This window comes from Streptomyces sp. NBC_01429 (assembly GCF_036231945.1).
Lineage (GTDB): Bacteria > Actinomycetota > Actinomycetes > Streptomycetales > Streptomycetaceae > Streptomyces.
Map to the genome: position 1 here is coordinate 2,915,997 of NZ_CP109599.1, position 16,543 is coordinate 2,932,539.

The window sequence follows — 16,543 nt, forward strand, 5'->3', positions numbered from 1 at the left end:
GTCAGGCGCCCTTCCGTCGTTTCGTCGGCTGCGTCACCCGGTCGAGCATCAGCCCCAGGCAGACGATCGCGGCGCCCGCGACCAGACCGGTCGCCAGGTCGCCCTGGGCCAGACCGAAGACCACGTCGTAACCGAGCGCTCCCCCGCCGACCAGACCGCCGATGATGACGACGGCGAGTACGAGGACGACGCCCTGGTTCAGCGCCAGCCGCAGCGCGGGCGCCGCGAGGGGCAGTTGGACCTGACGCAGCTGCTGGCCGCCGGTCGCGCCGAGCGAGCGGGCCGACTCCAGCGCGGCCGGGTCGACCTGCCGCAGCCCCTGTGTGGTGATGCGGACGACGGCGGGCAGCGCGTACACCACGGCGGCGGCGACCGCCGGGGCGCGGCCCACGCCGAACAGGGCGACGACGGGGATCAGATAGACGAACTGCGGGAGCGTCTGGAACACGTCCAGCACCGGCCTGAGCAGCGCCTCGACCCGGGAGCTGCGGGCGGCGGCGATCCCGGCCGCGAAGCCGATGACCAGGGTGACGGCCACGGCGGCCAGCACCTGGGACAGCGTGTCGAGCGAGGGCTTCCACACGCCGAGGACGCCGATCGCCGCCATCGCGAGCACGGCGGTCAGCGCGGTCTGCCAGGTGCCGATGAGCAGCGCGAGCGCGGCGACGACCAGCAGGAGGGTCCACCAGGGCAGCGCCTGGAGGCCGCCGCGCAGCGGGTCGAGGACCCAGGTGGTGAAGTGCCCGGCCCAGTCGGCGGTGCCGCCGACGACGGGGACTCCGGAGTAGAGGTGGTCGGTCATCCAGTCGACGACGCGGTTCACCGGTTCGGCGATGGCCACGGTCCCGCCGGACGGCCACTCCAGCCGGTCCGCGAGGCGTCCGGCGACGGCGACGAGCGCGACGCCCAGCGCGACGAGGGACCAGCCGCGCCATCCCGTACGGAAGCGGGGCTGGTCCGTGCGGTCGAGGCCGGAGCCGGCCGCGTTGGTCGTACGGTCCAGCACCACGGCGAGCAGCACGATCGGCAGCCCGGCCGCCAGCGCCGCGCCGACGTCGACCGAGGCCAGCGCCTGGTAGACGCGGTCGCCGAGGCCGCCGGCGCCGATCACGGACGCGATGACGGCCATGGAGAGCGCCATCATGATCGTCTGGTTGAGGCCGAGCAGCAGCCGCTTGCGGGCGAGCGGCAGCCGGGCCGTCAGCAGCCGTTGCCGCGCGGTCGCGCCGAGCGAGGAGACGGCCTCCATCACACCGCTGTCGGCCTCGCGCAGGCCGAGCGCGGTGAGGCGGGCCATGGGCGGAGCCGCGTACACGACGGTCGCCAGGACCGCCGCCGGGACGCCGATGCCGAAGATCAGCACCACGGGGAGCAGATAGGCGAAGGCGGGCAGCACCTGCATGGTGTCGAGCAGCGGGCGCGTCATCCGGTAGAGCCGGTCGGAGAGCCCGGCCGCGAGCCCGAGCAGCGCGCCGAGCACCACGGAGGCGGTCACGGCGACCACCATCAGCGCGAGCGTCTGCATGGTCGGCACCCACATGCCGAGCCCGCCGCACAGGGCGAAGGCGACGGCCGTCGCGAGCGCCAGCCGTACGCCGGCGACCCGCCAGGCGATCAGCCCGGCCGCCGCCGTGACGCCCGCCCAGCCGACGGCGAGCAGCAGCAGGTACACGCCGCGCACGGAGAGCACGACGGCGTTGCTGATGTGGCCGAAGAAGTAGAGGAAGAGGGGGTGGTGGTCGCGGTTGTCGATGATCCAGTCGCTGGCGCCGCCGAGCGGGCCGGAGAGGTCGACGGTGAGGGCGTCGGGCCAGGCGGTCGAGCCGGACCAGCGGGTGAGGGCGAGCGGGACGAGGACGGCGGCGAAGACGGCGAACGGCAGCAGCTTGCCGATGACCGTACGGTTCCTGAGCAGGGCGGACGGGCCGCCGCGCCCGAGGGATCCGGCGGCGGGGGAGGCGGTGGTCATCGCAGCGCGGCCGCCTCTCCGGAAGCGGCATCGGGTGCGGCATCGGGCGCGGCATCGGGCGCGGCATCGGACTCGGGCGCCACATCGGTCCCCGCCCCGGACCCGGTCCCGGCGTCCGTCCCGAGCGGCTCGGTCGTCCCCGCGACCACGCCGAGCAGCCCCTCCCGGTCCACGACCCCGAGCAGCCTGCCCCGGTCCATCACGCGCGCCGCCGGGTCGCCCGAGCGCGCGACGGCCTCGATCGCCTCGGATACGGTCGCGGACGGCCCCAGCGCGGGCCCGGAGTCGTTGTCGCCCGGCTCGGGGGCGCGCATCGCGGCGCCCACCGTGATCACCTGCTCGCGCGGCACGTCACGGACGAAGTCGCGTACGTACGCGTCGGCCGGCCGGCCGACGATCTCCTCGGGCGTGCCGAGCTGGACAATCCGGCCGTCGCGCATCAGCGCGATGCGGTCGCCGAGGCGCAGCGCCTCGTTGAGGTCGTGGGTGATGAAGACCATCGTGCGCTGCTCCTCGCGGTGCAGCCGGATGACCTCCTCCTGCATCTCGCGCCGGATCAGCGGGTCGAGGGCGCTGAACGGCTCGTCGAACAGCAGGACCTGGGGATCCACCGCGAGCGCGCGGGCCAGGCCGACGCGCTGCTGCTGGCCGCCGGAGAGCTGCCCGGGTTTGCGGTCCTCCAGCCCTTCGAGGCCGACCTTGACGACGACCTCGGCGGCCTTCTCGCGGCGTTCGGCGCGGCCCATCCCCTGGATCTCCAGGCCGTAAGCGACGTTGTCGAGCACGGAGCGGTGCGGCAGCAGGCCGAAGTGCTGGAAGACCATGGCGGCGCGGTGGCGGCGCAGTTCGCGCAGCCGGGTCCGGTCCATCGCCAGGACGTCCTCGCCGTCGATGGCGAGCGAGCCGGAGGTCGGCTCGATGAGCCGGGTCAGACAGCGCACGAGCGTGGACTTGCCGGAGCCCGACAGGCCCATGACGACGAAGACCTCGCCCTTGCGGACGTCGAAGGAGACGTCCCGTACGGCAGCGGTGCAGCCGGTGCGTTCACGCAGCTCGGCGGGGGTGAGCGCGGCGAGTTCGGGGTCGGCGGGGACGCGTTCGGCCTTGGGGCCGAAGACCTTCCACAGGTCGCGTACGGCGAAGACCGGCGGCCGCTCCGAGACCTCGGACTCGGTGCCGGGCGGGGTGAGGTCCTGGTCGGCGACGACGGCGCTCCTGCCCGTGCCCGCCGTGTCCGTCGTGCCCGTACCGCTGGTGGTCTCGCTCATCGGTTCAGCCCTTCCTCGTCGGTGGTGGCTCCCGTGAGCAGTTCCGCGCACTTCTCCCCGACCATCAGGACGCCGATCATGGGGTTGACCGCGGGCATCGTCGGGAAGACGGAGGCGTCGGCGATCCGGACGCCTTCGAGCCCACGGATCCGCAGCTCCGGGTCCACGACGGCCTGTTCGTCGGTGGCCGCGCCCATCCGGCAGGTGCCCGCCGGATGGTAGACGGTGTGCGCGCACTTACGGGCGTACTCGCTCAGCTCCTCGTCGGAGGTGATCTCCGGCCCGGGGGCGACCTCCCGCTTCAGCCAGTGCGCCAGCGGCTCGGCCGCGGCGACCCGGCGGGCGATCCGGATGCCGTCCACGAGGGTGCGGCCGTCGTAGTCGTCCTCGTCGGTGAAGTAACGGAAGTCCAGGGCCGGTTTGACCTCGGGGTCGGCGCTCGTGAGGTAGAGCCGGCCGCGGCTGCGCGGCTTGGGGATGTTCGGGGTCATGGACACGCCGTGCTCGGGGCGCTCGTACCCCAGTCGCTCCGGGTTGTCGGTGAAGGGGATCTGGTAGAAGTGGAACATCAGGTCGGGTCCCTCTGCGGCCGGATCGCGCCGGACGAACAGACCCGCGTCGGAGTCCATCGCGGAGTTCTCCGGTATGGGTCCGTCGGTCTCCCAGACGATCACCGACTCGGGGTGGTCGAGCAGGTTCTCGCCGACGCCGGGCAGATCGTGGACGACCGGTATGCCGAGCTTCTCCAGGTCGGCGCGGGGGCCGATGCCGGAGTGCAGCAGCAGCCGGGGCGTGTCGACGGCTCCGGCGCAGACGAGGACCTCGTGGCGGGCCTCGATCAGCCGCTCCTCGCCGTCCGCCGTCCGTACCCGTACGCCGGTGGCGCGGGTGCCGTCCAGCTCCAGCCGGTAGGCCCAGGTCTCCAGCAGCAGATGGAGGTTGGGGCGGTCGAGGAAGGGGTGGAGATAGGCGACGGAGGCGGAGGAGCGCTTGTTGTTCTCCGGGTGGTACGCGAGGTCGAAGAAGCCCGCGCCCTCGTGGAAGGGCTTCCGGTTGAAGCCCTCGACGCGCGGGACGCCCAGCACGTCCCGCGCCGCTTCGACGAAGTCGCGGGCGATGGCGTTGCGGTCCCGCTCGTCGACCGGCACGACGTTGTTGCGCAGCCGCCCGAAGTACGGATCCATCGCGGCGGCGTCCCAGCCCTCGGCCCCGGCGGCGGCCCACTCGTCCCAGTCGGACGGCAGCGGCTTGAACGCGATGAGCGTGTTGTGCGAGGAGCAGCCGCCGAGCACCCGGGCCCGGCTGTGCCGGATGTGCGAGTTGCCGCGCGGCTGCTCGGTGGTCGGGTAGTCGTAGTCCAGCTCACCGCCGAGCAGCCCCATCCAGCGGCGCAGGGTCAGCACGTCCGGACGGTCGACGTCGGAGGGCCCGCCCTCGATGACGGCGACGCTGATGTCCGGATTCTCGGTGAGCCGGGAGGCGATCACCGATCCGGCGGTGCCGCCCCCGATGACGACGTAGTCGTACGCGGCGCCGTAGTCGGCCGTGGATGCCATGCGCGTTCTGCTCCTCTGCTGTGCGGGAGTGGGGGGGTACGTTCCGTGCCGCCGCGGGTCAGCCCGCGAACCAGCGCACCGGGCGCGGCTCCAGGTTCTGGTAGACGTGCTTGGCCTCGCGGTACTCGGCGAGCCCGGCCGGTCCCAGCTCGCGTCCGATGCCGGACTTGCCGAAGCCGCCCCACTCCGCCTGCGGGAGGTAGGGGTGGAAGTCGTTGATCCACACGGTGCCGTGGCGCAGCCGCCCGGCGACCCGCCGCGCGCGGCCCGGGTCGGCGGTCCACACGCCGCCGGCGAGCCCGTACTCGGTGTCGTTGGCGAGGGTGACGGCCTCGTCCTCCGTACGGAACGTCTCGACGGTCAGGACGGGACCGAAGACCTCTTCCCGTACGACGCGCATCTCGCGGTGGCACTGGTCCAGCACGGTCGGCCGGAAGAAGTAGCCGCCCTCGGGCCGTACGTCCGACGGGTCGGGACGGCCGCCGCCGGCGCGCGGCACGGCGCCCTCGGCGAGCGCGGAGGCCACGTACTCCTCGGTCTTGGCGAGCTGCGCGGCGGAGACGAGCGGGCCGCACTCCACGCCCTTCTCGGTGCCCCGGCCCAGCCGGATACGGTCGGCGCGGCGGGCGAGTTCGGCGACGAAGCGCTCGCGCACCGACTCCTCGATGATGAGGCGCGAACCGGCGGAGCAGACCTGGCCGCTGTGGATGAAGGCGGCGTTCAGGGCCTGGTCGACGGCGGTGTCGAAGCCTTCCTCGGTGGCGCAGGCGTCGGCGAAGACGACGTTCGGGTTCTTGCCGCCGAGTTCGAGGGCGACCTTCTTCACGCCGGGCGCGGCGGCCCGCATCACCTTCGTACCGCTGCTGAGCCCGCCGGTGAAGGAGACCAGGTCGACATCGGGGTGCGCGGACATCCGGGCGCCGACCGGGTCGCCGGCGCCGGTCACGAGGTTGGCGACGCCGGGCGGCAGACCGGCCTCGGCCAGGAGGTCGATGAGGTCGACCGTGGAGAGCGGGGTGATCTCGCTCGGCTTGATCACGAAGGTGTTGCCCGCCGCGAGCGCGGGGGCGATCTTCCAGCTGGCCTGGAGCAGCGGGTAGTTCCACGGCGTGATCAGCGCGCAGACCCCGACGGGCTCGTGCACGACCACGCTGTGGACGGTGTCGGAGCCCGCGTCGACGACCCGGCCGCCGCTCTCGTTCATCACCAGGTCGGCGAAGTAGCGGAAGGCGTCGGCGACGCAGTCGACGTCGACCCGGCCCTCCTCCAGGGTCTTGCCCGAGTCCCGGCTCTCCAGCAGGGCTATCTTCTCGCGGTTGCGGACCAGCAGCTCGGCGGTGCGCCGCAGCAGCGCGGCCCGCTCGGCCACGGGGGTACGGGGCCACGGGCCCTCGTCGAAGGCCGTACGGGCCGCGGCGATCGCCGCGTCGGCGTCCTCGGCCCCTCCCTCGGACACGACGGCGAGCACCGTCGCGTCGGCGGGGTCGAGGATGTCGCGTGTGGCGCCGGAGGCGGCTTCACGCCACTTTCCGTCCACATGAATCGTCTGTTGTGCCGACACGTCGCGTATTGCCTTCCCTAACCGGAACGTTCCTCCACCAGCGAGAACTGGCGGTTCCGGCGCCTGCCCCGCAGGGGGGAAAGCATGCGTACCGGGTGACCGAAAGTGCTCAGGGTCACGCGGGCACGGGGAACGCGGGGCCTGCGGCCTATGCCCCGCCCTCGTCGGCCGGCTCGTCCCTGACCAGCAGACCGGCCGCCCACAGCGGCATGAGCCAGTGCACGAGGAGCGCCCCGGCCAGGACGGGAACGAGCAGCGTCCCCGCCCGTACGTTCCCGAGCGCCCCGTCGCCGAGCCCGCCGGCCGCGACGGCACCGAGGGCGGCGGCGAGCAGCACCAGTGTGGTGACCCGGTGGGCGCGCGCCAGCACCCGGTCCCGTTCGGCGAGCTGCCGCTCGTCGAGGACCCGGCCGCGCAGCTCCAGCAGTCCGCGCGTGGCGCTGTTGAGCACGCCGGTCGCCAGGCACCACGGCAGGAGCAGCCCGATCAGCACGAAGAGGGGCCAGGTCCGGCCGGTGGACTCGGCGACGAACGGCGCGGCCAGCCCGAGCGCGCTGAGCACGAGATGCGCCCCGACCACCGCGCGCCTGCGCCCGGCCGTCGCGTGGAACCGCCGCGCCTCCGGCCTGTTCATCAGCGCCAGCATCCGCCGGTCGTACGCCGTGGGCGCCGGTGTCTCTCGCGCGTTCATGACTGTTTCCTCCCGTAGACCTCGTCGGTGAGCGGGCTGAAGGGCTTCAGGGAGAACAGCGCCTCCACGGGCAGACCGAAGAACTCCGCGACCCGCAGCGCCAGATCGAGGCTCGGGTTGTACTGCCCGCGCTCGATGTAGCCGATGGTCTGGTAGTGGACCCCCACGGCCTCGGCCAGCTGCTGGCGGGACACTTTCCGCTCAGCTCTGACGACCGCCAGCCTGTTGTGCACCTGCTCGCTCATGTATAAGAAGTACTACATTCACGAAGAGGTTGGCAACAGAGTGGAGGTCGGCAACGGAAAAGCCCCGTACGGCCGGTGGAGTTCCGGCGGCACGGGGCCTTCGTGGTGCGACAGGCGCGTCCGGTCAGATCAGACCCAGCTCGCGCACCGCGTCGCGCTCCTCCGACAGCTCCTGGACGGAGGCGTCGATGCGGGTGCGGGAGAAGTCGTTGATCTCCAGGCCCTGGACGATCTCGTACACGCCGTCCTTGGTGGTGACGGGGAAGGAGGAGATCAGGCCCTCCGGCACACCGTACGAACCGTCCGACGGGATACCCATCGAGGTCCAGTCGCCCGCGGCGGTGCCGTTGACCCAGGTGTGGACGTGGTCGATGGCCGCGTTGGCGGCGGAGGCGGCCGAGGACGCGCCACGGGCCTCGATGATCGCCGCGCCGCGCTTGGCGACGGTCGGGATGAAGGTGTCGGCCAGCCACACCTCGTCGTTGACGGTCTCGGCGGCGTTCTTGCCGGCGATCTCCGCGTGGAAGATGTCCGGGTACTGGGTGGCGGAGTGGTTGCCCCAGATCGTCAGGCGCTTGATGTCCGAGACGGCCGCACCGGTCTTCGCGGCGAGCTGCGAGATCGCGCGGTTGTGGTCGAGGCGGGTCATGGCGGTGAAGCGCTCGGCCGGTACGTCGGGGGCGGCGGAACGGGCGATCAGCGCGTTGGTGTTGGCCGGGTTGCCGACGACGAGGACCTTGATGTCGTCCGCGGCGTGGTCGTTGATGGCCTTGCCCTGCGGCTTGAAGATGCCGCCGTTGGCGGCGAGCAGGTCACCGCGCTCCATGCCCTTCGTACGGGGACGGGCGCCGACCAGCAGGGCGACGTTCGCGCCGTCGAAGGCGACGTTCGGGTCGTCCGTGATCTCGATGCCGCTGAGCAGCGGGAACGCGCAGTCGTCCAGCTCCATCGCGGTGCCCTCGGCGGCCTTGAGGCCCTGCGGGATCTCGAGCAGCCGCAGCTTGACCGGCACATCCGCGCCGAGCAGATGCCCGGAGGCGATGCGGAAGAGGAGCGCGTAGCCGATCTGGCCGGCCGCGCCGGTGACGGTGACATTCACGGGAGTGCGGGTCATGGCGATCTCCGTAAGACAGCTGGCGGTGGCGGGGGTCCCTGCCCCTTGGTGCGGGACATCTCCCCCATCCCCATCGCCGAGACGAATCTTGATGTGAAGAGATATCCGGCCGCCAGGCTATCGGACCCGGCGCGACGCTCACCCACACCCCCTTGTGGCGCGGCTCACGCGCCCCGGTGCGTACGGGCTCACGCGCCCGGTGCGTACGGGCCCGGGCCGCCCCGTACGCACCGCGCCGCGTGGCGGGCGGGGGGGCGGTCACTCCCCCGTGGTGCAGCCCTTCACGCCGGTCGCCGCGAGCGTCGCGCACGCCTTGGCGCTCTCGGCGTCGGGAACGGCGGCCATGGTGGTGTACGCGGTCGTGTTCACCTCCACCGAAGCGGCCTGCTCCTCGCCCGTGGCCCGCAGGGAGCTGATCCGCACCTCGTCACCGACGGCGGCCTGCGTGATCCTGGCCCAGGCCGCGCCGCAGGTCTTGCTGTAGCGGACCTCGATCAGGCTCGTACCGACCGTGGCGTTGGAGACGGTCTCGGCGAACTCGCCGCCGCAGCCCATCTCTTCCGGGTCCTTGCCCGTGCAGTCGTCGCCGCCGCACTTCACCCCGGCCGGCAGGGCGGACTTGCTGGGGGACGGTGAGGCGGACGGGGACTGCGCCACGGCCTTGCCGCTCCTGCCGTCACCGCCGATGTCGGTCAGCAGCAGCGCGGCCCCTATGACCAGCAGCGCGCCGACGACTCCCGCGGCGAAGACCATCATCCGGCCCCGTCCGCTCTTCGGCTTCCCCGCGGACCCCTGGCCCGGTCCTTGGCCCGGTCCCTGTCCCTGTCCCTGGCCCTGGCCGGGCGCGGCGGTGGGGCCGTAACCCGGCGCCGAGTACCCTCCCGGACCGCTGGGACCTCCCTGACCACCGGGACCGCCGGCGCCACCGAGACCGGCGCGCGTGCCGGGTCCGCGCTGCTGCGGGACGCCCGCCGCGCCGCGCCGGGCCGCCGGTCCGGCGCCGAAGTCGACGGTCGCGCCCGGCACCCGGGCTCCGGACCCGGCCGCCGTACCGGGGCCCCCCTTGCCCGTCTTGCCGGGGGCGGCCGCCGTACCGGGACCGCCCGCGGCGCCGGTGCTGCCCGCCGCCCCCGGGCTGAACTCGCCCAGCGCCATCCTGGCCTGGGAGATGCGTATCGCTTCCATCGTCATGTCGTGGCGCATCTCCGAGCGGCTCCAGGCCCGCTCCGCCAGCTCCCACATCGTGGTCAGATGCCCCTGATGCGTGCCGGTGACGTCGGCCAGGGCGACGATCGCGCCCTTGGGCGCGAGCATCCGGCCGTTGAGATAACGCTCCCACGACGTCTTGCTGTAACCGGTTCTGTCCGCCACCGCGGCGATGCTCAGACCGCTGCGGTCGACCAGCGCGCGCAACTGGCTGGTGAACTCACTGACTTCCGGATCCAGCTCTTCCGGAAGCGCCTTCCAACGAGGCATTCCGCCTCCCCCTTGTCCCCCCGCACGTGCCCGATGTACCGCCCCGCGCCTTTCATCCCCACGCCCGTCGCGGCCTCCCCGGCCACGACCCCACGGCGCTCCCCCGGCAGCCGTGTAGCGGACGAGCCGCGTCGCGGACTACCCACAGGGATGTACCGAGTCAGGATGCCAGTTCCCCCAGCGGCAGCGCATGGGAGCAATCAGAGCCGTCACGACGCGCCGTCGCACGCCCCGGCCCGATTTCCCGCCTCAGTCTCGCATCCGTCACCCGATGATCACACCATGGCGGAATGGTGAGTTCCGTACCGCGGGCCACATACCGGGCCCGAATCACCACGAACGGTCCGTGACGCTGATCTCACCGCCACGAACGGACGGCGCCCGTCCTTCCTCGGAGGGGAGGGACGGGCGCCGTCCGCGGATGCGCGGTCAGAGGTCAGAGGTCAACCGACAGGCTCTAAGGCACGGTCGAGTGGACGATGTCCTCCAGGAACGGGATCTCCAGCCACGGCCGGGGCTGGGTCATCAGCGAGAGCATGACGATCGCCACGCCCAGCAGGCCGTACGTCAGCATGTCGGTGAAGCGCGAACGGACCGCGAGCATGCCCACGGACGGCATCACGCGCCGGAGGGCCGCGCCGCCGATCAGGGCGATGCCGATCAGTATCGTGCCGATCCGGAACGCCTCGGCGAAGGGGTGCAGTCCGACGATCAGCAGCCCCAGACCGATCGTCCCGAGCACGCTGAGCAGCGGCCACTGGCGGGCCGGCGCGGGCGCGTCGCGCGGAGCGGCACGGCCGCCGCCCTCGGGACGCGCCGTGTCCTGGGTGAGTGAGAACCGGCTGCCGGGCTCGGGTGGCTCAGGGGCGTCGCTCCCGGCCGTCGCGGAGTCCGCCGCAGCCGTCGTGGCCGCCGAGTCCGCGGAATCCTCGGGCCCGGAAGGAGCGGCGTCCCCGGCACCGGCCGACTCAGGCTCCGCTGCCGACGTCTGCTTCGACTCCGGCTCCGGCTCCCGGCCCGACTCCGCGGCCGACTCTGCGGCCGGTGCCGGCTCCGTGGCCGGGGCGACCGGCGTATCCACCGTCTCCGGCTTCCCTTCGCTCTGCCTCGACCGCGCCCGCGCCGCGCCGTCCGCGCCCGTACCAGCGGCGCTCGTACCAGCACCCATGAGGTGGTGCCCCTTTCCGGTTCGGCTCGCGCTCAGCCCGCGTCCGTGACGGCGGCGCGTTCGGCCGCCTCGACGACATTGACCAGCAGCTGGGCGCGGGTCATCGGGCCGACGCCGCCCGGGTTGGGCGAGATCCAGGCGGCCACGTCAGCGACGCCCGGGTGGACATCGCCGACGATCTTGCCGTTCCCGTCCCGGCTGACACCGACGTCGAGGACCGCAGCGCCCTCCTTGACGTCCTCGGGATTGATGATGTGCGGCACCCCGGCCGCCGCCACGATGATGTCGGCCTGCTTGAGGAGCGCCGGCAGGTCACGGGTGCCGGTGTGGCACTGGGTGACCGTCGCGTTCTCCGACTTGCGGGTCAGCAGCAGCGGGATCGACCGGCCGACGGTGATGCCCCGGCCCACGACCACCACATGCGCGCCGTTGATCTCGACGCCGTGGTGGCGCAGCAGCTGGATGATGCCGTACGGGGTGCACGGCAGCGGCCCCTCCTCGTTGAGCACCAGGCGGCCCAGGCTCATCGGGTGCAGCCCGTCGGCGTCCTTGAGCGGGTCCATCAGCTCCAGTACGCGGTTGGTGTCGATGCCCTTGGGCAGCGGGAGCTGGACGATGTACCCGGTGCACTCGGGGTTGGCGTTCAGCTCCGCCACGACCGCCTCGATCTCCTCCTGGGAGGCCGTGTCGGGCAGTTCACGCTGGATCGAGGCGATGCCCACCTGGGCGCAGTCGCGGTGCTTGCCGTTCACGTACCAGCGGCTGCCCGGGTCGTCCCCGACGAGCAGGGTTCCGAGACCGGGTGTGATCCCGCGCTCCTTGAGGGCCGCCACGCGGACGGTCAGATCGGACTTGATCGCGGCTGCGGTGGCCTTGCCATCGAGAATCTGGGCGCTCATGCCCCCCATCCTCGCGGATGACCCCTCCGCTGTTCCAATCCGGTCGCCCCGCGGCGCTCGTACGGTCCTTCCTGTCACCGCTGGTCACGCGGGGTCGCGGCGCGGAGCGGGCCGACCGGCGGCGGGAGGAGGTTGCGCTTGCACAACAGCCACGGAAAGCGACTGGACAAAAATGAGAGGTTAATACCACGATTACCGCGCAGCGCGGTCGGCGTAACGGGGGGCAGTCCGCTCAGTTCTGAGAAGTTCCTCCACGCGGGCCGTGTCGTCCCCGCACCACCCAACGGAGGAATTCCCCATGAGCTTCGGCGACCCGAACAACCCTTACGGCCAGCAGGGCCAGCCGGGTCAGCAGCAGCCCGGATACGGCCCGCCCCAGGGCCAGCAGCCGGGTTACGGCTACCCCCAGCAGGCCCCTCAGGGCGTACCGCCGCAGGGGTACGGATACCCCCAGCAGCAGCCGGGTCAGCCGTACGGCGCGTACCCGCAGGGCCAGCCCGGATACGGCGGCGGCATGCCGGAACTCGCGCACTGGGGACTGCGGGTGGGCGGCAAGCTCATCGACGGGCTGATCATGATGGTCCCGTACATCCTGGTCGTCATCGGTGGCGGCCTCGGTGACTCCGCGGGCACGCTCTTCGTCATCATCGGCCTCCTGGGCATGCTCGGCGTCTTCATCTGGCAGCTGATCCAGGAGGGTTCGACCGGTCAGACGGTCGGCAAGAAGGTCGTGGGCATCAAGCTGCTGCGCGAGAGCGACGGCCAGCCGATCGGCGGCGGCATGGCGTTCGTCCGCACGCTCGCCCACTTCCTGGACAACATCGCCTGCTACCTCGGCTGGCTGTGGCCGCTGTGGGACCAGAAGAAGCAGACGTTCGCGGACAAGGTCTGCTCGACGGTGGTCATCAGGTCCCAGTGAGCGAAGCCTGCTCAACGGCTCCTCGACGAGGCGGATGTGACGGCTCCTCAGCGGGGCCGAAACCCGAAGGCCGCGTTCCCGGACGGGAACGCGGCCTTCGCCGTCGGTGGGGCCGCTCAGTGGAAGAAGTGGCGCGTCCCCGTGAAGTACATCGTGGCGCCCGCGGCGCGCGCCGCCTCGACGACCAGCTCGTCACGGACCGAACCGCCCGGCTGCACCACGGCCTTGACGCCCGCGGCCAGCAGGATCTCCAGGCCGTCGGGGAACGGGAAGAACGCGTCGGAGGCCGCGTACGCGCCGCGCGCCCGCTCCTCGCCCGCGCGCTCGACCGCGAGCTTCGCGGAGTCGACGCGGTTGACCTGCCCCATGCCGACGCCCACCGAGGCACCGCCCTTGGCGAGCAGGATCGCGTTGGACTTGACCGCGCGGGACGCCTTCCAGGCGAAGGCCAGCTCGCGCAGCTCGGCTTCCGAGAGCGGTTCGCCGGTGGCGAGCGTCCAGTTGGCCGGGTCGTCGCCGTCGGCCTGGAGCCGGTCGGTGACCTGGAGCAGCGCGCCGCCGTCGATCGGCTTGACCTCGACGCGCGCCGAAGGGGCGTCGGGGCAGCGCAGCACGCGGATGTTCTTCTTGCGGGCCAGCACCTCGACGGCGCCGTCCTCGTAGCCGGGCGCGATGATGACCTCGGTGAAGATCTCCGCGACCTGCTCGGCCATGGCGACGGACACCGGACGGTTGACGGCGATCACGCCGCCGAACGCGGACAGCGGGTCGCACTCGTGCGCCTTGCGGTGCGCCTCGGCGACATCGTCACCGATGGCGATCCCGCACGGGTTGGCGTGCTTGATGATCGCGACGCACGGCTCGGCGTGGTCGTAGGCGGCACGGTGCGCGGCGTCCGTGTCGGTGTAGTTGTTGTACGACATCTCCTTGCCGTGCAGCTGCTCGGCCTCGGCGAGCCCGCCCTCGGCGCTGGTGTAGAGCGCGGCGGGCTGGTGCGGGTTCTCGCCGTAACGGAGCACGTTCTTACGGGTGTACGTGGCGCCCAGGAAGTCCGGGAAGCCTTCGCCCTCGGCGTAGTCGTCGGCGAACCAGGAGGCGACGGCCACGTCGTACGCGGCGGTGTGCTGGAAGGCCTCCGCCGCGAGGCGCTTGCGGGTGGTGAGGTCGAACCCGCCGGCCCGGACGGCGCCGAGGACGTCCGCGTACCGCTCGGGGCTGGTGACGACCGCGACCGAGGGGTGGTTCTTGGCGGCTGCGCGGACCATCGAGGGGCCGCCGATGTCGATCTGCTCGACGCACTCGTCGGGCGAGGCGCCGGAGGCGACCGTCTCGCGGAACGGGTAGAGGTTCACGACGACGAGGTCGAACGGCTCGATGTCCAGCTCGGCGAGCTGCGCGCGGTGCGCGTCGAGCCGCAGGTCGGCGAGGATGCCGGCGTGGACGCGCGGGTGCAGCGTCTTGACCCGGCCGTCCAGGCACTCGGGGAAGCCGGTCAGCTCCTCGACCTTGGTGACCGGCACGCCGGCGGCGGCGATCCTGGCGGCGGTGGAGCCGGTCGAGACCAGGGTGACGCCCGCCTCGTGCAGCCCGCGCGCCAGCTCTTCCAGACCTGTCTTGTCGTAGACGCTGACCAGGGCCCTACGGATGGGCCGCTTCGTACCTTCGGCGGTCACTGGATCGTTACCTTTCGTCCCTCAATGCGGTAGCCGTGCCGGGCCAGACGCCCCACGACCTCGACGAGCAGGCGTCGCTCGACTTCCTTGATGCGCTCGTGGAGAGCGTCTTCATCGTCCTCGTCCCGCACCTCGACCACGCCCTGCGCGATGATCGGGCCGGTGTCGACGCCGTCGTCGACGAAGTGGACGGTGCAGCCGGTGACCTTCGCTCCGTAGGCGAGCGCCTCGCGCACGCCGTGGGCACCGGGAAAGCTGGGGAGCAGGGCGGGGTGGGTGTTGACGGTCCGCCCGCCGAAGCGCGCGAGGAACTCTTTCCCCACGATCTTCATGAAGCCGGCCGAGACCACGAGGTCCGGCTCGTACGCCGCGACCGCCTCGGCGAGCGCCGCGTCCCACTCGTCCCGCGTTCCGTAGTCCTTCACGCGCCGGACGAACGTCGGCAGCCCGGCGCGCTCGGCGCGCTCCAGACCGGCGATCGCGCCGCGGTCCGCGCCGACCGCGACGATCCGCGCCCCGAAGGCCGCGGGGTCGTCGCCGATGGCGTCCAGCAGGGCCTGGAGGTTCGTACCGGAACCGGAGACGAGGACCACCAGGCGGGCCTGCCGGGCGGGCGGGCCGACCGAGGAGGACGGGGAGGGCGGGGAGGCCAAGGCGGGCGCCTTTCTTGGAGCGAGCACGGCCTCTCGGGGCGTGCGGCGTTGTGTGGACGGCGACTTGGCGTGACCGTACGACTTTGTACGGTCGTACGAACGAGTCACGTTCCCGGATACGGGGAACTCTACGAAGGAGCCGACCGTCAGCAACGATACCGGCACTTCGAGCTGCCCCCCACGGGACGGGGGCCGGGCCCTGCCGTCGTCCACCGGGCGACGATCATGGCCCGACGCCCCTTGACGACAAGTCCTGGGCCGGGAGGTAGCGTCTGGGGACAGGGTCTGTCTCCCGGACGGACCATGACGAGAGAAGACCCCCGCGCGCAGGGTCTGAGGGGAAGACGTTCACCAGATGCCGGACCGACGCCGCCGCACGGCGCTCCACCTCCCGCCGCCCTTTGGGCCGGTGCTGCTGCCACGGGAACGCCAGTCCTCTTCCACCGGAGCAACGGGCACCTCGGGCACTCCGGGGTCCTCCGATTCCCCGGGTGCCACGGGATCCTCCGGTTCCACGGGGGGCCCGGGTCCGACGGGGTCCTCCGACGACAATCCGTTCGCACCGCCGCCCGAGGGCACGCCCGACCAGCCCTGGCAGCCGCGCCACCCCGCGAACGGGGACTCGCCCGACGGCGACTCCGGCTCGGACTCGGGCTCGGGTTCCGGCTCCGGCTCCGGCTCCGGTCGGGGTGGCTGGGGCAGCCAGTGGAGCAGCCGCCAGCCCGGCCGCTCCTCGGGCGGCTTCGGCAGCCGCCCCGGGAACCAGAACGGACAGAACGGGCAGAACGGCCAGGGGGGCGGCAAGGACGGCCCCGAGGGCGGTCGCGGCGGGCTGCGCTGGGACCCGACGGACGTGTCCCAGCGCCGGGCCCGTTACGCGCTGCTCGCCGGTATGTGGGCCCTGTTCTTCGTGCTCTTCGACTTCCCGGAGATCGCGCTGCTCCTCGGCTCCCTGGCCGTGTACTGGGGCGCCAGCTCGCTCCGTGACAAGTCGAAGAAGACACGGGAAGAGGGGGAGAAGGCGGTCACCGACGGATCCTCCCCGGCTCCGGTACGGATGGAGAAGACCCCGCGGTCAGGGGCGCGGACCGACCCGTGGTCCGGACCGGACAGCACGGACCAGGGCGCGTCCCAGACGTCCACCCGGCCGCAGACGACGGCCGCGATCAGCGGTCTGGTGGCGGCCGGTATCGCTCTGGTGTTCGTGGCGACGACCTTCACCGTGCAGCTGGTCTACCGCGACTACTACTCCTGCGTGAACGACGCCCTGACGAAGACGGGCCAGCTCTCGTGCAACGAGCTGCTGCCGCGTTCGCTGGAGCCGGTGTTCGGCGTGAAGGAGTAGCGGCTT

General features: G+C 72.1%; 14 protein-coding genes. 2 read left to right on the forward strand and 12 right to left on the reverse strand.

Translation table 11 applies throughout. The annotated features are described in order from the left end of the window. Position 1 precedes the first annotated feature (1 nt). The 10 genes from OG627_RS12370 to OG627_RS12415 form a co-directional block, all read right to left on the reverse strand. Entirely contained in the window at positions 2 to 1,969 is a 1,968-nt protein-coding gene (locus OG627_RS12370) for an ABC transporter permease subunit (protein WP_329064385.1), read from the reverse strand. Continuing rightward, the gene (locus OG627_RS12375; RefSeq protein WP_329064387.1) at positions 1,966 to 3,237 is read right to left on the reverse strand and encodes a quaternary amine ABC transporter ATP-binding protein; all 1,272 of its coding nucleotides are present in this window, start codon (positions 3,235 to 3,237) and stop codon (positions 1,966 to 1,968) included. Before OG627_RS12375 ends, OG627_RS12370 begins: the two co-directional genes overlap by 4 nt. After that, positions 3,234 to 4,793, reverse strand: coding sequence for a GMC family oxidoreductase (locus OG627_RS12380; protein WP_329064388.1), 1,560 nt, complete (start codon positions 4,791 to 4,793; stop codon positions 3,234 to 3,236). Before OG627_RS12380 ends, OG627_RS12375 begins: the two co-directional genes overlap by 4 nt. Positions 4,794 to 4,851: 58 nt before the next feature. Continuing rightward, complete coding sequence (locus OG627_RS12385; RefSeq protein WP_329064390.1) at positions 4,852 to 6,354, reverse strand: aldehyde dehydrogenase family protein; 1,503 nt, start codon at positions 6,352 to 6,354, stop codon at positions 4,852 to 4,854. 148 nt (positions 6,355 to 6,502) lie between these two features. Then, positions 6,503 to 7,045, reverse strand: a complete 543-nt coding sequence (locus OG627_RS12390) for a hypothetical protein (RefSeq protein WP_329064392.1) — start codon at positions 7,043 to 7,045, stop codon at positions 6,503 to 6,505. After that, on the reverse strand, positions 7,042 to 7,290 hold the full coding sequence (locus OG627_RS12395; protein ID WP_329064394.1) for a helix-turn-helix transcriptional regulator: 249 nt from the start codon (positions 7,288 to 7,290) through the stop codon (positions 7,042 to 7,044). The genes OG627_RS12390 and OG627_RS12395 overlap by 4 nt, the downstream gene beginning before the upstream one ends. Before the next feature lie 124 nt (positions 7,291 to 7,414). Beyond that, entirely contained in the window at positions 7,415 to 8,404 is a 990-nt protein-coding gene (locus OG627_RS12400) for a malate dehydrogenase (RefSeq protein ID WP_329064397.1), read from the reverse strand. A gap of 258 nt (positions 8,405 to 8,662) precedes the next feature. After that, the gene (locus tag OG627_RS12405; protein WP_329064400.1) at positions 8,663 to 9,880 is read right to left on the reverse strand and encodes a helix-turn-helix domain-containing protein; all 1,218 of its coding nucleotides are present in this window, start codon (positions 9,878 to 9,880) and stop codon (positions 8,663 to 8,665) included. Positions 9,881 to 10,337: 457 nt separating this feature from the next. Then, positions 10,338 to 11,048 carry a DUF3017 domain-containing protein gene (locus OG627_RS12410; RefSeq protein WP_329064401.1) on the reverse strand — a complete coding sequence of 237 codons (711 nt, stop codon included), beginning with the start codon at positions 11,046 to 11,048 and terminating at the stop codon, positions 10,338 to 10,340. A gap of 32 nt (positions 11,049 to 11,080) precedes the next feature. After that, on the reverse strand, positions 11,081 to 11,947 hold the full coding sequence (locus OG627_RS12415) for a bifunctional methylenetetrahydrofolate dehydrogenase/methenyltetrahydrofolate cyclohydrolase (protein WP_329064403.1): 867 nt from the start codon (positions 11,945 to 11,947) through the stop codon (positions 11,081 to 11,083). 298 nt (positions 11,948 to 12,245) lie between these two features. On the opposite strand from OG627_RS12415, the gene OG627_RS12420 reads away from it, so the two are divergent. Then, positions 12,246 to 12,866 carry an RDD family protein gene (locus OG627_RS12420; RefSeq protein ID WP_329064405.1) on the forward strand — a complete coding sequence of 207 codons (621 nt, stop codon included), beginning with the start codon at positions 12,246 to 12,248 and terminating at the stop codon, positions 12,864 to 12,866. A 116-nt stretch (positions 12,867 to 12,982) separates the two neighbouring features. Here the strand turns inward: OG627_RS12420 and purH are convergent, their stop codons facing one another. Further along, on the reverse strand, positions 12,983 to 14,539 hold the full coding sequence (gene purH, locus OG627_RS12425; RefSeq protein WP_329064407.1) for a bifunctional phosphoribosylaminoimidazolecarboxamide formyltransferase/IMP cyclohydrolase: 1,557 nt from the start codon (positions 14,537 to 14,539) through the stop codon (positions 12,983 to 12,985). Next, positions 14,536 to 15,192, reverse strand: coding sequence for a phosphoribosylglycinamide formyltransferase (gene purN, locus OG627_RS12430; RefSeq protein ID WP_329064409.1), 657 nt, complete (start codon positions 15,190 to 15,192; stop codon positions 14,536 to 14,538). The genes purH and purN overlap by 4 nt, the downstream gene beginning before the upstream one ends. 355 nt (positions 15,193 to 15,547) lie before the next feature. Between purN and OG627_RS12435 the strand changes: the two genes are divergently transcribed. Further along, positions 15,548 to 16,537 (forward strand): hypothetical protein, encoded by a 990-nt coding sequence (locus OG627_RS12435; protein ID WP_329064411.1) that lies wholly within the window; start codon positions 15,548 to 15,550, stop codon positions 16,535 to 16,537. Positions 16,538 to 16,543: the final 6 nt, after the last annotated feature.

Excerpts from the sequence above, each read along its gene's own strand:
- OG627_RS12370 (WP_329064385.1), bottom strand. The coding sequence starts at position 1,969 with ATGACCACCGCCTCCCCCGCCGCCGGATCCCTCGGGCGCGGCGGCCCG.
- OG627_RS12375 (WP_329064387.1), bottom strand. The coding sequence starts at position 3,237 with ATGAGCGAGACCACCAGCGGTACGGGCACGACGGACACGGCGGGCACG.
- OG627_RS12380 (WP_329064388.1), bottom strand. The coding sequence starts at position 4,793 with ATGGCATCCACGGCCGACTACGGCGCCGCGTACGACTACGTCGTCATC.
- OG627_RS12390 (WP_329064392.1), bottom strand. The coding sequence starts at position 7,045 with ATGAACGCGCGAGAGACACCGGCGCCCACGGCGTACGACCGGCGGATG.
- OG627_RS12395 (WP_329064394.1), bottom strand. The coding sequence starts at position 7,290 with ATGAGCGAGCAGGTGCACAACAGGCTGGCGGTCGTCAGAGCTGAGCGG.
- OG627_RS12400 (WP_329064397.1), bottom strand. The coding sequence starts at position 8,404 with ATGACCCGCACTCCCGTGAATGTCACCGTCACCGGCGCGGCCGGCCAG.
- OG627_RS12405 (WP_329064400.1), bottom strand. The coding sequence starts at position 9,880 with ATGCCTCGTTGGAAGGCGCTTCCGGAAGAGCTGGATCCGGAAGTCAGT.
- OG627_RS12410 (WP_329064401.1), bottom strand. The coding sequence starts at position 11,048 with ATGGGTGCTGGTACGAGCGCCGCTGGTACGGGCGCGGACGGCGCGGCG.
- OG627_RS12415 (WP_329064403.1), bottom strand. The coding sequence starts at position 11,947 with ATGAGCGCCCAGATTCTCGATGGCAAGGCCACCGCAGCCGCGATCAAG.
- OG627_RS12420 (WP_329064405.1), top strand. The coding sequence starts at position 12,246 with ATGAGCTTCGGCGACCCGAACAACCCTTACGGCCAGCAGGGCCAGCCG.
- OG627_RS12435 (WP_329064411.1), top strand. The coding sequence starts at position 15,548 with ATGCCGGACCGACGCCGCCGCACGGCGCTCCACCTCCCGCCGCCCTTT.